The sequence below is a fragment of the Shewanella sp. A22 genome (genome assembly GCF_053850585.1).
Genome location: NZ_JBSQBN010000048.1, coordinates 15,846 through 30,447, shown reverse-complemented (window position 1 = coordinate 30,447; position 14,602 = coordinate 15,846). Strand labels below are relative to the sequence as shown.

13 protein-coding genes and 1 pseudogene are annotated in these 14,602 nt (G+C 41.4%); 8 read left to right on the top strand and 6 right to left on the bottom strand.

From position 1 onward, the window contains the following. The first annotated feature begins 232 nt into the window (after positions 1-232). Both ACWXWT_RS10615 and ACWXWT_RS10610 read left to right on the top strand, forming a co-directional pair. On the top strand, positions 233-649 hold the full coding sequence (locus tag ACWXWT_RS10615) for a GNAT family N-acetyltransferase (RefSeq protein ID WP_456041558.1): 417 nt from the start codon (positions 233-235) through the stop codon (positions 647-649). 38 nt (positions 650-687) lie between these two features. Further along, on the top strand, positions 688-1,059 hold the full coding sequence (locus ACWXWT_RS10610) for a VOC family protein (protein ID WP_456041557.1): 372 nt from the start codon (positions 688-690) through the stop codon (positions 1,057-1,059). A 43-nt stretch (positions 1,060-1,102) separates the two neighbouring features. Here the strand turns inward: ACWXWT_RS10610 and ACWXWT_RS10605 are convergent, their stop codons facing one another. From ACWXWT_RS10605 to ACWXWT_RS10595, 3 genes are all read right to left on the bottom strand, one after another. After that, positions 1,103-1,705, bottom strand: coding sequence for a YgjP-like metallopeptidase domain-containing protein (locus ACWXWT_RS10605; RefSeq protein ID WP_456041560.1), 603 nt, complete (start codon positions 1,703-1,705; stop codon positions 1,103-1,105). A gap of 105 nt (positions 1,706-1,810) precedes the next feature. Further along, the gene (locus ACWXWT_RS10600; RefSeq protein WP_456041556.1) at positions 1,811-2,248 is read right to left on the bottom strand and encodes a DUF3010 family protein; all 438 of its coding nucleotides are present in this window, start codon (positions 2,246-2,248) and stop codon (positions 1,811-1,813) included. 115 nt (positions 2,249-2,363) lie between these two features. Then, the gene (locus ACWXWT_RS10595; protein WP_456041555.1) at positions 2,364-3,719 is read right to left on the bottom strand and encodes a DEAD/DEAH box helicase; all 1,356 of its coding nucleotides are present in this window, start codon (positions 3,717-3,719) and stop codon (positions 2,364-2,366) included. A 195-nt stretch (positions 3,720-3,914) separates the two neighbouring features. Between ACWXWT_RS10595 and rssA the strand changes: the two genes are divergently transcribed. From rssA to nrdG, 3 genes are all read left to right on the top strand, one after another. Continuing rightward, on the top strand, positions 3,915-4,853 hold the full coding sequence (gene rssA / locus ACWXWT_RS10590; protein WP_456041554.1) for a patatin-like phospholipase RssA: 939 nt from the start codon (positions 3,915-3,917) through the stop codon (positions 4,851-4,853). 387 nt (positions 4,854-5,240) lie between these two features. After that, on the top strand, positions 5,241-7,358 hold the full coding sequence (nrdD, locus tag ACWXWT_RS10585; protein ID WP_456041553.1) for an anaerobic ribonucleoside-triphosphate reductase: 2,118 nt from the start codon (positions 5,241-5,243) through the stop codon (positions 7,356-7,358). Beyond that, positions 7,358-7,825 carry an anaerobic ribonucleoside-triphosphate reductase-activating protein gene (gene nrdG, locus ACWXWT_RS10580; RefSeq protein ID WP_456041552.1) on the top strand — a complete coding sequence of 156 codons (468 nt, stop codon included), beginning with the start codon at positions 7,358-7,360 and terminating at the stop codon, positions 7,823-7,825. Before nrdD ends, nrdG begins: the two co-directional genes overlap by 1 nt. 18 nt (positions 7,826-7,843) lie before the next feature. Here the strand turns inward: nrdG and ACWXWT_RS10575 are convergent. Both ACWXWT_RS10575 and ACWXWT_RS10570 read right to left on the bottom strand, forming a co-directional pair. After that, positions 7,844-9,081, bottom strand: a pseudogene (locus ACWXWT_RS10575) (NADH:flavin oxidoreductase/NADH oxidase family protein). Positions 9,082-9,243: 162 nt separating this feature from the next. Further along, complete coding sequence (locus ACWXWT_RS10570; RefSeq protein ID WP_456041551.1) at positions 9,244-11,721, bottom strand: TonB-dependent receptor; 2,478 nt, start codon at positions 11,719-11,721, stop codon at positions 9,244-9,246. Positions 11,722-12,166: 445 nt separating this feature from the next. Between ACWXWT_RS10570 and ACWXWT_RS10565 the strand changes: the two genes are divergently transcribed. The 3 genes from ACWXWT_RS10565 to ACWXWT_RS10555 are packed head-to-tail and all read left to right on the top strand — an operon-like array spanning position 12,167 to position 14,104. Beyond that, positions 12,167-12,523, top strand: a complete 357-nt coding sequence (locus tag ACWXWT_RS10565) for a YibL family ribosome-associated protein (RefSeq protein WP_456041550.1) — start codon at positions 12,167-12,169, stop codon at positions 12,521-12,523. A 37-nt stretch (positions 12,524-12,560) separates the two neighbouring features. Next, on the top strand, positions 12,561-13,169 hold the full coding sequence (gene ribA / locus ACWXWT_RS10560; RefSeq protein ID WP_456041549.1) for a GTP cyclohydrolase II: 609 nt from the start codon (positions 12,561-12,563) through the stop codon (positions 13,167-13,169). A gap of 26 nt (positions 13,170-13,195) precedes the next feature. Beyond that, positions 13,196-14,104, top strand: coding sequence for a hypothetical protein (locus ACWXWT_RS10555; RefSeq protein ID WP_456041548.1), 909 nt, complete (start codon positions 13,196-13,198; stop codon positions 14,102-14,104). A 90-nt stretch (positions 14,105-14,194) separates the two neighbouring features. Here ACWXWT_RS10555 and ACWXWT_RS10550 read toward each other — a convergent pair whose 3' ends face one another. Beyond that, positions 14,195-14,539, bottom strand: a complete 345-nt coding sequence (locus ACWXWT_RS10550; RefSeq protein ID WP_456041547.1) for a VF530 family protein — start codon at positions 14,537-14,539, stop codon at positions 14,195-14,197. Between the last annotated feature and the right edge of the window lie 63 nt (positions 14,540-14,602).

The following is a 14,602-nucleotide window of genomic DNA, read 5'->3' as shown; positions in this document are numbered from 1 at the left end:
GCATGGTCTATTTTTTTCCATAAAAAATAAGACATTCCCACCATCCATGGCGGTCAGATACTGGAGGTAGAGTAACGCAGGAGCTTGTTACCGAGGATCACTATTCGCTTCAATCATCTGCCTTGCCAACAGCACTTTGAACTCCCGCTGAAAGATCACATATTTAATAGGATTGGTATAATATACAGCGTAGATGAATGAATCAAATACACAGTAAATAAGAGACTTATTAATGAGCATTGACATTATTCACCATGAAGATGACGAGGTTGTCGATTTTCTGACTGCTGGCCTACGTAAATTTAACACAGAACATTTAGGTGATGAAGCAACACAACTACTGACAATCGTTGCACGAAATGATGATGGCAAAGTGGTAGGTGGTGTTGCCGGGAGGACAATTTATCACAATTTCCTTATCAATGTAGTTTGGGTTGATGAGCAATATCGAGGTCAAAACCTGGGGCAAGAATTAATGCATATAGCTGAAGATGAAGCTATTAAGCGAGGCTGTATTATTGCGCAACTTGATACATTAGATTTTCAAGCGCCGCAATTTTATCAAAAATTAGGTTTTACCATTATTGGCACAGTACCTAAGTTTACAGGTAGCCCTGAAGGCTACTTTATGATGAAACAGTATTTGTGATAATTTCGTGCCCTAATTAATGTTATAGAAAGGATATTATGAACCTCAATCAAGTAACACTGCCAGTATCAGACATGAGCAAGGCGGTTGGATTTTATCAGCTATTAGGTTTTAATTTAATCGTGGATACACCGCATTATGCTCGTTTTGAATGCCCAATGGGAACAAGTACCTTTTCGTTGTCATTAGATGTAGCACCTATAACCCATGGTGTGGTGATTTACTTTGAGCACCCAGAACTTGATTTATGGGTGAATGAATTAATCGATAAAGGGGTAACGTTCACCCAAATGCCGACCGATGAAGCATATTTGTGGCGCGAAGCCGTGTTGTTTGACCCTAGTGGGAATAAACTCAAACTCTATTGGGCTGGTGAAAATCGTTTGGATCCACCTTGGCGAGTGAATTAATAGATCTCAATATGTGGTGATTCTTGCTCGGGAATAATATTCATTATTTTGTGTAGGGCGATTGACCCACTTCTTCGGCCACTAACCAAACTCGCATATCAAACTCTAGCTGGTGGTAATTGGCCAGCATAAAAGTACATAGCTGATAAAAGGGTTTATTGTGATCTTTTTCTCGCAGGTGAGCGAGTTCGTGTACTACTACCATTTGTAATAGTTCAAACGGGATGTGTTTTAGTCGTGATGAAATACGAATTTCATTTTTAGCTTTAACGTTATTACCCTGACGCCGGTTAACATACGAATGTAAACCCAGAGCGTGATGACTTAAGTTAATTTTGTCGTCAAAAATAACCTTAGCTAATGGATCTGATTGGCGCATATAAGTATTTTTTAACTCTATGGTCATATCGTATAAGGCTTTATCAGTACGAATGTCGTGTACTTTAGGGTAGCGAGTTAAAAAGTGACGCCCCAAAGCCTTTGCATCAACCAATTGGCGAATTTTTTTGATTACGTCAGGCTGATATCCATTTAAAAAACGTAATGCACTTTGTTCACTCTGTTGCTTTTTGATGTCGGCGCTAGTGATTAACTGGCTGATATCAGTTTTGGGTTTCAATGCACTGCTTGCCGACTTAATCGGCATTTTGGGTGGGGCTTTAGGTGTTGTTGGTTTTCTGTCTGACATTGGGCAACTAAATGAAATTGGCGTTACGGATTATTTATCCGTAACGCGTGAAGCTAAACGGAATTAAGCCTTACCAAAAATAATGCGGTTATGTTGTACATAAGCTACATCGAACGCGTTTTGTTGTACACGTTTTAAATCAAGCGACTCAAAGTCTACTTGCGGTGGATTACGCTTTAACTGCTCTTTAATTGCAACAGGAGAGATAAGATTGACTGGCCGCTCGGTAATTTGAATAGCAGCTTCAAGTTTAAAGCTAGTTGCGCTGCCCGCGAGTTTCCCTTTTTGCTCACGCTCAATAATCACAATTTGGTCGACTCTGTAGTCATCCATCAATTTATGGAAGGCAAAGTGAAACTCGCGGATTGATTCAGTTTCATTTGAGTTCGATATACTAAAAGAAATTTTACGGCAAGCTGGCACGTTATAAGTCTCACCTTCATAGGTAAGCATACTGATGATGGCTTCGCCACCTTTTAATTCTACACCACAAATTTTCATGTTAATCCTTACTGTTTTGTACTGCTCGTTGGCATATAACCAACGTGTCGTTGTTCATTTGGTTGCGCGTTAAATATCTGCACAATCTTTGATATCGTTTGCTTAAAAGCCGTTATTAGTCTTCTGAGCTGTTGTTGTCTTCAATAATTTGAACCGGTTTAGTTTTACGGCGCATGGGTGCATCACCTACGTCGACCCCAGTGATAAAGCGTTTATCTCGCTTAGGCGCAGCCTTGGCTTTTTTGGCTGTTTTAGCTTTGTCGTTGCCAGTTACGCGTTGTTGAGTACTCGTTGTTTTGCCTGTGGTTGGCTTGTCTTTAAGGCCGCTGAATTTAGCCTGCATACCTTCTATAACCGTTAGTTCAAAGTTTTTACGCAAAAATAATTGTACTTTTTTGAAGCTATCCCAGTCTTTAGGGCCAACAAATGACACTGCGTCACCTTTGGCTCCTGCACGGCCAGTGCGTCCAATACGGTGGACGTATTCTTCTGCAAATTTTGGCATATCAAAGTTAATCACTAACGATACATTCACCAAATCTAGACCACGAGAAGCGACGTCGGTGGTAACGAGTATTTGTGATTGACCGCGGGCAAATTGATCCATTATCTGATTACGTGCCGACTGCTTTAAGTCGCCGCTTAATGCCGCGGTAGCAAACCCTTGCGCCGCTAATAATGTGGCTAAACGGTCGGTATCGGCGCGAGTAGCCGTAAATACAATAACTTGTTTGTGTTGCTCTTGTTTTAAAATGTGCTGTAACAAGGCTTGTTTATGGTCTAAATGGTCGACCAAAATAATACGTTGTTCAATGTCTTTGTGCTCTGAATACGATTCACCAATGGCGACATGATTAGGCGACTTTAGCAAGGTTGCTGCAATTTCGTTGATACTGTCATGATCTAATGTGGCCGAAAACATTAAGGTTTGACGACGTTTATGATCGGCAGCGTCATTGATTGCTTTTAACTGCGGAGCAAAACCTAAATCAAGCATGCGGTCAGCTTCGTCAAGTACAAGTAGTTCAAGACCGTTCAAAAAAAGATGACGTTGTTGTAAATGGTCTGCAATACGACCTGGCGTGGCCACAATAAAATGCGGGTCTCTTGCTAAGGCTTTAGCTTGGTCGTTAAAATTTTCACCACCGAGTACACTAATGGCTTTGTATTGTGTATTGGCCACCAATAAACGCAATTGTCCATACACCTGCTGTGCCAATTCGCGAGTGGGTAAAAGTACCAATACGCGAGGGTCTTTTTTAGACAAGGCTTTGGTTGAGATAACCCGTTGCATTGCGGGTAATAAAAAAGCTAACGTTTTCCCAGAGCCTGTTTTAGAAGAGGCCATTAAATCTTTACCCGATAAGGCAATAGGAAGTGCTTGGGCTTGAACATCGGTCGGCGTGGTAATGCCAAGGTGCTTTAAACTGTCAAGCAAGCGCTTGTCCAATGAAAAATCGGTAAATTGCAAAGGTAAATCCCCTAAAAAATGTTAGCCACGGATTATAGCCGTTTCACTGCGCTATAGCCAACAAGAGTCGCTTTAGTTATGCTATTTTTTAACATCGTTATTTAGCACTTCTTAACGAAGACCAGAGTTAAATTAGTAAAGCTGATCATTGATACTTTATGAATGATAATCATCCCATGTTTGAAAGGAAAAAAAATGACAAAGCTTACCGTTGGATTAGCACTCGGCAGCGGAGCTGCTAAAGGTTGGGCACACATTGGGGTGCTAAATGGTTTAGCCAAGCTTGGTATTTATCCTGATAAAGTGGCCGGTTGTTCTGTGGGGGCATTGGTGGGTGCGGCTTATGCCAATAATCATTTGGATGAACTGGAAGCATGGGTAAGTGGCTTTTCGAGTTGGGACGTACTCGGTTTGATGGATTTAGGTTGGCGTAAAGGCGGTTTAATTAGTGGCGAAAAAGTGTTTGATGTGTTGGCAAATCGTATTGGTGATATGAAGATTGAACAGCTAAACCGTCCCTTTGCCGCTGTAGCAACAGATTTATATTCGGGTCAAGAAATTTGGTTTAAAGAAGGCGACTTAAGGCATGCCGTTCGTGCTTCATGTTCGATGCCAGGTTTTTTACCGCCAGTACAGCAAGGGCGTCGCTGGGTTGTCGATGGTGCAGTGGTTAACCCTGTGCCAGTGTCATTAGCGCGTTCTATGGGCGTAGATATTGTGATTGCAGTGGATCTAAACGGCCATCGACGTGGCCAAATGCACCTGATCCCCGAGCAAGTCAAAAGTCGTAAAGCCTCTAAAACCGAGTCCATAGATGAAAAGCGTGAACTAGAATCAGGCTTTATGGATTTATGGGGCAAAGGTAAAGAGTATATGAGCGGCTTAACAGATAAATTTGCGTTGGGAAGCTCAAAATCTCATCCAGGCATGCTGGCTGTTATGTCGCAATCAATGGATATTTTAGAACAACGCCACAAGCGTTCACGTTTAATGGGCGAGCCACCAGATATTTGCATTGTGCCCGATGTAGGTGAAATAGGCACAATGGAGTTTCATCGCGCTATAGAAGCGATTGCAGCAGGAGAGCAAGCAGTAAACGATATACAACATTTAATTGAAGCGACATTAAAGTAGTCAATTGCGGTTTCGAATGTTCATTATTCCTGTGTAACCTGTTCGAGACCGCTAAATTGATATCGTGAAACCTTATTTAAGCCTATGACCACTCGGTTATACGATGCAAATAAAGCAGAATTTATGCCACTTTGCTATGGACTTGTCACTCAAAAGGATACTTTTCCTGATGAATCTAGGTATCATTTCCCTTGTGTTTTGACTCATTGAATTACCCACCATTCCTACAATATTTATTGTAGATAGCAAGCTATTTTTCAATATAAAGTTCTGCCGACAATTATGATCTGGATCAAAGTAATAATTGGTATTAGTGTGTCTAATACACTCTATCTTGTGTTTCTGGAAAGTTAAAGCGCTATATATAGTGCTTGTAAGGACGGTTGTATGCTTGTTGTCGTGAAAAGGGATGGATGTAGAACTGCGTTTGATGGTTGTCGAATCAAAGAGGCTGTGGTTGCTGCAATGGAGTCTGCTGGCATTGCAGACCATCAATATGCTGCGCAGTTAGCGCTATCGGTTGAGCAGCAAATGGTTGCTAAAACTGAAGTTGATATTCACGAGTTACAAGATGCAGTCGAAAATTTATTAATGTCGGGGCCGTTTAAGTCTGTGGCACGTCATTATATTGAATACCGTCATGACAGAGACAAGCACCGTGAGGCGCAAAGTAAATTAAATTGTGCTATCAGGGGCTTGGTTGAGCAATCAGACAGTGCCATTTTAAACGAAAATGCTAATAAAGACGCCAAAGTGATTCCGACTCAACGAGATTTATTAGCGGGCATTGTGGCGAAACATTATGCTAAAACACATTTACTGCCAAAAGATGTGGTTGTCGCCCATGAAAAAGGTGAAATTCATTATCACGATTTAGATTACGCTCCCTTTTTCCCTATGTTTAATTGCATGCTAATTGATTTAGCTGGGATGTTAACGCATGGCTTTAAAATGGGTAATGCTGAAATTGAACCGCCTAAATCTATTTCAACGGCCACAGCGGTAACGGCACAAATTATTGCCCAAGTGGCGAGCCATATTTATGGTGGTACAACCATCAATCGTATCGACGAAGTATTGGCTGAATTTGTACAAATCAGTTATCAAAAGCACCTTGCTGTGGCGAGAAAATGGCAAGTTGCTGACGTGGAAGGTTATGCGATGACGCAAACCGAAAAAGAATGTCATGATGCTTTTCAGTCGCTTGAGTATGAGGTTAATACTTTACATACTGCCAATGGTCAAACACCGTTTGTGACCTTTGGTTTTGGTTTGGGAGTATCATGGGAATCTCGATTGATTCAACAATCAATGTTAACGGTACGCATGGCTGGGCTTGGTAAAAATCGTAAAACTGCAGTGTTCCCTAAATTGGTGTTTGCGATTAGAGACGGTGTTAATCACCGAAAAACAGATGCTAACTACGATATTAAACAGATGGCATTAACTTGCTCAAGCATGCGGATGTACCCTGATATTTTAAATTATGATCAAGTAGTTAACGTCACTGGGTCATTTAAAACGCCAATGGGATGCCGCTCCTTTTTAGGCGCTTATGAAGAAGATGGCCAATTGATACACGAAGGCCGAAATAACTTAGGTGTAGTCAGCCTTAACTTACCGCGTATCGCGTTAGAAGCAGGCCAAGATGAACAGCGTTTTTACCAATTACTTGATGAACGTTTGTTAATTGCTCGTAAAGCATTAGATACTCGCATAGCGCGCTTAGCAGGGGTTAAAGCCCGTGTAGCGCCAATTCTTTACATGGAAGGCGCTTGTGGTGTTCGTTTAAATGCCGATGATGATGTCAGCGAGATTTTTAAAAATGGTCGAGCGTCGATTTCGTTAGGTTTTATTGGCCTGCATGAAACGATTAACGCGTTATATAGTAATGCAGAACATGTGTTTGATAATGCACAACTGCGAGATAAAGCGGTTGCTATCATTAATCATTTAAAACAAGCAACTGAATCATGGAAGCAAGAGTCGGGTTATGGCTTTAGTTTATACAGTACACCGAGTGAAAACCTGTGTAGCCGCTTTTGTCAACTTGATACCACCCAATTTGGCGTAGTAGCAGGGGTGACAGACAAAGGATATTACACCAATAGTTTCCATTTAGATGTGGAAAAGAAAGTGAATCCTTTTGATAAGATTGATTTTGAGCAGCCTTATCCTGCCATTGCCAATGGTGGTTTTATTTGTTATGGCGAATATCCCAATATGCAGCACAATATTGAAGCGCTTGAAAACGTTTGGGATTATAGCTACAGCCGAGTACCATATTATGGCACTAATACCCCCATCGATGAGTGTTATGATTGCGGCTTTATTGGCGAGTTTAACTGTACGAGTAAGGGTTTTGTGTGTCCTAAATGTGGTAATCATGAGCCAAGCCGAGTGTCAGTTACTCGTCGAGTTTGTGGTTATTTAGGCAGTCCTGATGCTCGGCCGTTTAACTTTGGTAAGCAAGAAGAAGTTAAGCGTAGAGTGAAACATTTATAATGCATTACAGTGCTTATCATAGTGTTGATGTGATCAATGGCGAAGGTACCCGTTGCACGTTATTTGTTAGTGGTTGTGAGCATGCTTGCAAAGGATGCTACAACCAAAGTACTTGGCGTGTGGATGCGGGGCATGTGTTTAGTCAAGCATTAGAAGATCAGATTATTGCTGATTTAAGTGATACTCGTATTGACCGCCGAGGCTTGTCGCTAAGTGGTGGTGATCCGCTTCATCCTGCTAATATTCAAGCTATTTTGAAATTAGCGAAGAGGGTAAAGCAAGAATGTCCCGATAAAGATATTTGGTTATGGACGGGGTATCTGCTAACAGAGCTTACACCACAGCAACGAGCGGTTGTCGAGCTAGTTGATGTATTAATAGATGGCAAGTTTGAACAAGAAAAAGCTGACCCCGCGCTATTATGGCGCGGAAGTAGCAATCAACAGATCCATCGTTTTAGTCGTTAGTATTTGAATGTTAGCATGTTAATGATGAGTGATACCCAAACTACGGCGATAACGTTTGGTGCGCAGTTTGGTTTTAAATTGATCAACCAATAAACTCCACAATGGTGAATCTGTCGTGTGTGGCTGCTTACCTTGGCTGATGCGGCGAAGTTGGCGTTTAATGATGGCCATGGTTGCTAAACCTGCCAAGGGTTTGCTTTGCCATTTTACCGTGGGAATAGTTGGCACAAACTCAGGTTGCGCTTGCCACTTACTGGCTAAATCGGGGTAAAATGCGAGGGCGCTGGCAATACCACATAATGCAAAACCTGCATCGATCACTTGCTCGGCAACTGACAAGCGATAAATACCTCCTGTTAGCATTAATGGAATTGGACTGCGTTGGACCAGTTGTGTTGTTAAGGTTAAAAAGTAGGCTTCGCGGGCTAGGGTACGTGCATCAGCACTGCGACCTTGCATCGCTGGAGCTTCATAACTGCCGCCTGATAATTCCACCATTTCCACTTGATATTGCGCCAGCATAGTAATGACTTTTTCGGCATCGTCGATATCGAACCCTCCGCGTTGAAAATCAGCAGAATTAAGTTTCACAGCGATGTCGAAATTTGCACCACACTTAAGCCTAACTTGGTTAACCACTTCGAGTAGTAGCTTGGCACGATTATCGAGGCTCCCACCCCATTCATCGTCGCGTAGATTCGTCAATGGTGATAAAAACTGTGCTAGCAAATATCCATGTGCGGCATGTATTTGTACTCCATCAAACCCCGATTGTTGAGCTAATTGTGCCGTGGTGACAAACTGTTGAATAACTTCGGCTATGTCTGTGTTGGTCATTGCTTTAGGTTGAGAAAACATTGAAGAGTGTTTACCTAAATCAAGTGCTTTGGCTGAGGAGCGATATTTTTACCTCCCATTGCTTTAAACACTTGGCGACCAGGATGATTAATTTGCATCCATATTCTAGCGTTATGTTGCTTAGCCGTTTTGGCCCATTTAATAAAGGGATCAAGTGTGCTGCCTGATCCTAATACCACGCCGCCGGGTCCCGTCATTGCTAAGGGATCAATCATTACGTTGCCAGTTATCATTAATCCAATACCGCCTTTTGCCCAAGCATCATATAAAGTGAACAATGCGTTGCCTGGCTGTTGCTGGGCATTGGCAAGGTTTTCTTCCATTGCGGCTTTAACTAATCTATTGGGAATAATTGCACCATTGTTCAAGGTGTATGGGGTGAAAATGGTATGAGCCATGAAATAGCGTCCTAAGATAACCTATTGAATTGATGTGTCGTTTATCCTACATGTTTTGTCGATAGTCAAATATCCTTAATAATCAACATGAAAAAGCACTACCCAAAGGCAGTGCTTTCCATCATTAAACATTCAGTTTAGAGCAAAAAAGCTAATATTACATTAAATACGATAAGTTAGTGTTAACTTTGCGTTACGTTCTTCTCCGGGTAATCCGCCTAAGAACATGGCTTTATCGTAATAGGTTTCATTAAACAAGTTGTTAATGTTTAATTGAATTTTGTAGTTTTCAACATCATAGCTGATTGCAGAATCGATGACGGTATAGCTTGGAACGTAACCATCTGGGATACCAAATGAGCTAGAATGTGTGCTGCGGTCATCGACATATTTAGCCCCAAGACTGATTGACACCGGTGCTGGTAAGCTAAATTCTGCTGCGTAGGTTACCCAAGCGCCTGCAGTAACATAAGGTACACCTTTTTGACGTTGGCCATAATCACTACTATTTGGGTTTTGATTGTCCCTAGCGTCTTGGTAAACCGCGTTAACATTGACTTTCCATTGGTCACTTAAAAATGCATTAAGATCCAGTTCCACCCCTTTAGTGTCTTCGCTGCCATTGTAAAAATACGGGAAGATATCTGGTGTTGCTTCGCTGCTTTCGTATTTAGGATTACTGTATGCCACATTGGTACGTGATGTTTTGAAGAAAACAACAGATGCAAGTAGTTGGTCATCAAATGCTTTGGCACGAATACCTAGATCATTACTGATCGATTGCGAGTCTTCACGATCCGATTCGTTACCTGTTACATCACCTAGCACACTGTATGCTGTACGACCTTTAGAGTGGTTGATGAAAATAGAGATATCATCAGTAGGCATATAGGTTAAGCCCAAATTGTAGGTTACACCGTTATCTGTGGTATCGGCTTCTGGCTGAGGCTCTGCTTGGCTACTTCGGTATCGCGCATCAACGCCCAAATGTTCGTAAGTTTGTTTGATCTCGTTAAAAGCAACACCAATACGGCTGGTGAATCCGCCACCTAAATAACCGACATGCTGTAAACCCAAGCCCCAAGCAGTAACAGACTTGTTGTAGTTACTGGTTAACAGAGGATCGTAATCTTCAAATTCGCCTTCGCCCCAATTTGGGTTACGGATGTCATAAATGTACGGCAGTGAACCTTGATATGAAATATCCCCATGGCTATCTTTTAATACATAGTCCGCATCCCAAATAGAGAATTGTTTAAAACGAATTTCACGGTCTTCAAAGTTGGCGTTAACCAGTAATTCGTTACTGATATTGCCAATGTCAAAGTCGAATCGTAGATCTGCAAAATATTGCCATGATTTTTCATCTGCCGAGACTTTACGGTATTCCTGACGGCGGGCTGCATAAGGATATATTGTGCCGTCTTCAACTAAAGGTGCGCGTGGGTCAGCGTTAATTACGCTTCCTCGTTGCCAGTAAACATAGTTATAAGCCCCTGTCTGACGAGCAAAACTGGTCTCATAGTTGCGGTATTGCAGTTGTTGATTTAGAAATAAATTATCGGTTAAAAACACGTTATGACTTAACTTAAAACGTAATTCTTCACCTTCATTGTCTTTCGCCATCGGTGAAATAAGGCCATTATGGCCAAACTCGTAGGGTGTCAAGCCATCGTTAGCGCTTAACGAGTCTGTTAATTGTTGACGTTGTTCGTCTGTAAGTTGTATACCTCTACTGGCAGGATCGTTGACTAAATCTAGCCAGCTTACTTCTCCCGCCGTTTTACCGTCTACAGAAGCAGCATTATAGATACGAATTGGATGGCCGATTGAGTCAACGGGGATAGCATCTTTAATATAGGCAGTCGAAAGCATGATGTTTTGATTTTCACTTAACACATATTTAAGCGAGCCATATATTTCATCTCGGTCGGTACCAAGATCTCGATATCCGGTACTATTGGCTGTTTTAGCGACGAGGCGATAAGCCAAATCATCAGTTATTCCGCCAGTAGAATCAGCCATAAAAGAATAGGTATCCCATTGGCCAACTTCAGCTTCAAATAATTGTTTACTGTTAAATTGTGGTTTTTTTTCAATAAGGTTAATTACGCCGCCAGCGCTACCCATACCATAAAGACCTGTTGCAGGCCCTTTTAGTACTTCAATTGAACTAACGTTGGTTAATGAACGAGTTGGATTAAAGGTATTGCCTAACCCCGCCCCACCATACATACCATCGTATGTGTAATTAGCACCTAAGCCACGCACCACTAAATTGTCACCGATACCGTAATTATTACCAGCTTGAGTCACTCCACTGATATTACGTACGAGGTCTTGCATGTTGGTGATACCTTGTGCATCAATTAATGCTTCATCAACAATCACCACTGCAGCGGGAGTTTCCATTAGTGACATATCTGATTTTGTTGCTAAACCCGAGTTCATCACGACTTGGTTTTGTCTGCCGTATACCGTAATACGCTCGTAGCTAGCAGGGGATGATGTATCTGAAACCTTACTTGGCGATAGGGCTGTAACCTCAGTTTGGCTAGTGGGGGTTTGTGCATATGCCAAAACCGGAAAGAGTACATTTTGGCAAGCGATAGCAAGTAGAGATAAACGTAGCAACTTCATAATAGGCACCTTGAAAAAATATTTATGCGAATGATAATGATTATCATAAGTATTGCAACAGAGGTTAGAGGTAAATGTGACGAGAAATGGGAAGGTGACAATTGATAGCGGATAAAACAACCAATATGAGCAAGGTTTAAGCATGGCCACAACAAGAATTGATCGTATAAATAGCGACGCTATTTGTCAGTACTGTGAATAAACACACATTGATGCCATTAATGTGTGAGGAGCATTGTTAGCTCGTGTTGATTGTTTGATATAATGTGATGATACTTGGATTGTTTGTTTGGCACGAAAAACTTTACGAGTACATTAGATATGAAGCGTTTGCTATTCGCATCTTTGGTGGTTTTGGGTATATAATCTGCCTCCGAAACGGTGTTGTGATAAACGCATTGGCGTAATAATTCACTAAACACACCAAAGCATTTAAGGTAATCAAATGAATTTAAAGCAAGAACTGCAAACATTGAATGATAAATTAGACAAGTTTCGTCGCAAGTTAGCTGCGGCTGAACAGCGTGGTGATGCCGCGGTTGTCATGCAGTTTAAAAAAGAAGTGGCTACTGTGACGAAGCGCATAGCGAGTATTAAAGGTCAGCACACTCGTCAGTTAAGCCAAGAAGGTTCAGCGTTAAAAGCGTTAGGGTTTAATCGTGCGCTGTCTAAAACTGAGCAAGCTGACATGGGTAAATTAAATAAATCGGTTAAAGGTTTGGTTGTTGTGCATCCTTTAACGGCATTAGGCCGTGAAATGGGCATAAAAGAAGTCACCGGTTTTGCTCCTGCAAAGTTCTAATATTTTCTTTTACAGTTAGTCGTCGTAAGGTTAATTCATGTCGGTAAAATATATCGCAACATCTAAGTTACCCACTCCTTGGGGTGTTTTTGCTATGCACGGTTTCGAAGAAACCGCCACAGGTAAAGAGCACGTTGCGTTGACATTTGGTCAACTGGATCCCACTCAACCCATGCTCGGTCGCATTCATTCAGAATGTTTGACTGGCGATGCATTATTTAGTTTACGTTGTGATTGTGGTTTTCAATTACAAGCAGCAATGCAAAGTATTGCTGAAAAAGGTCAAGGTTTTTTATTGTACTTACGTCAAGAAGGGCGTGGCATTGGCTTACTTAATAAAATTCGTGCTTACGAGCTACAAGATGCGGGCGCCAATACCGTAGAAGCTAATTTGCAATTAGGGTTTGAAGCCGATATGCGTAAATACGACATGATTTTACCGATGTTAGAGAAAATTGGTGTGACTAAAGTGAAGTTAATGACCAATAATCCGCGTAAAGTGATGGCAATGCAACATGTTGGCATTGAAGTTGTTGAACGTATTCCGCTGCAAGTTGGGAAAAATCGTTATAACGAATCTTATCTAAAAACCAAGTCAACAGAATTAGGTCATATGATGTCTGAATATCATTTTCACGATGAATAATATGACGAAAATGTAACGACATGTTGATGAAACAAGAGCAGGGAAATCGGCTTTTGAGAGTGTCATCGTGTCGTTACTTATATATTCGTTATCGAACAATCGTATTGCTTGGTATTGGCTTTATCACCTCAAACTGCATTATTCATCTTGCTGTTGCCGACGAGCTCACTTCTGAACCCGATGCTTCACACTATGCTTTCGCTAATTATTTAGGCAGCGGCATTTATCGTACTTCGGGCCAAAGTGCTGCAGTACTGAATGTGCCATTAGGTTTTGAACTAGATAAGTCTGATGCTCACATATGGATGTTGCGCTTTACTGCCTCGTTTGGCTTTTTTGACTATTCATTTAATGACTTACCGGGTGGCAGTTTTCCAAAAAATGTTGGTACGCTAACCTTAACACCAGGCATTGAATACCATTGGTTGGTGGATGATAAGTTAACTGTCGAAACCTATGTTGACTTGGGATACGGACATAATTTTTCAACTCATAGCCATGTGGGAATTTTTTCTACTGGAGTGTCTACTTTATATCGTTTTGGTTCCGCAGATTATCGTCCTATATGGGTTAATCGACTCTATTATGCTGGTTATCAAAGTAATCAAAATGACAGTACAGAAGGCTACTCTGTGTTAAAAAGTGGTGTCGATTTTGGGGTGAATTATGACTGGCAATGGGATGGTATTCGAGTAGAACCACGGATGTTTGTTGCAGGGCATTGGTATTTTAATCAACTTAAGTTTGTGACTCCTGTAGGTAAAGATGTACTCACTTCTTACACTTATGAACTTGGCGCTTCTCTGGCGTTTTCTAAACCCATTAATTTTTCTGCAATCGGCTTAGATAGTGTCGAAATTGATCATTTGGGGATAAGTTATCAAGTGGGTGGTGGATTAAAAGTGTGGCGGTTAATCTTTGAATTTCCACTCTAAGCATTAAGCCACTTTTTGAATAAACCAGCTTGTTAACCGCACTGATTTGTTGGTGTTACAACAATACAATGCGGCATTAAACCTAATGTGTTAACCCTTACCCCATATGTCGGCGTTAATCGGTTTACTTGGTTTATCGCTGATTTTTACGTTAGCTTCCGGTATTGTTTTGACGGCATGTTGCGCGGGTCTGCGTGAGTCATCTTTTGGTGGCGGTAATGGTAATTTGTTGGCTTTAAGGTACAAATATTCAACTTTGTCACGCGCCCAAGGCGTTTTACGCAAAAATTTCAAGCTTGATTTCACACTCGGGTTTTCTTTGAAGCACTTAATGTTTATTCTGGCCCCTAATTCTTCCCAACCGTACTTTTCAACGAGTTCGGTAACGATTGTTTCCAATTTTATGCCGTGAAGTGGATTGTTTGCTTGTGTCATGGACCGTGTGAGCTAAGTAAGTTTGTCAATATTATACCCATATTACCGCCAAAGTGATATCAA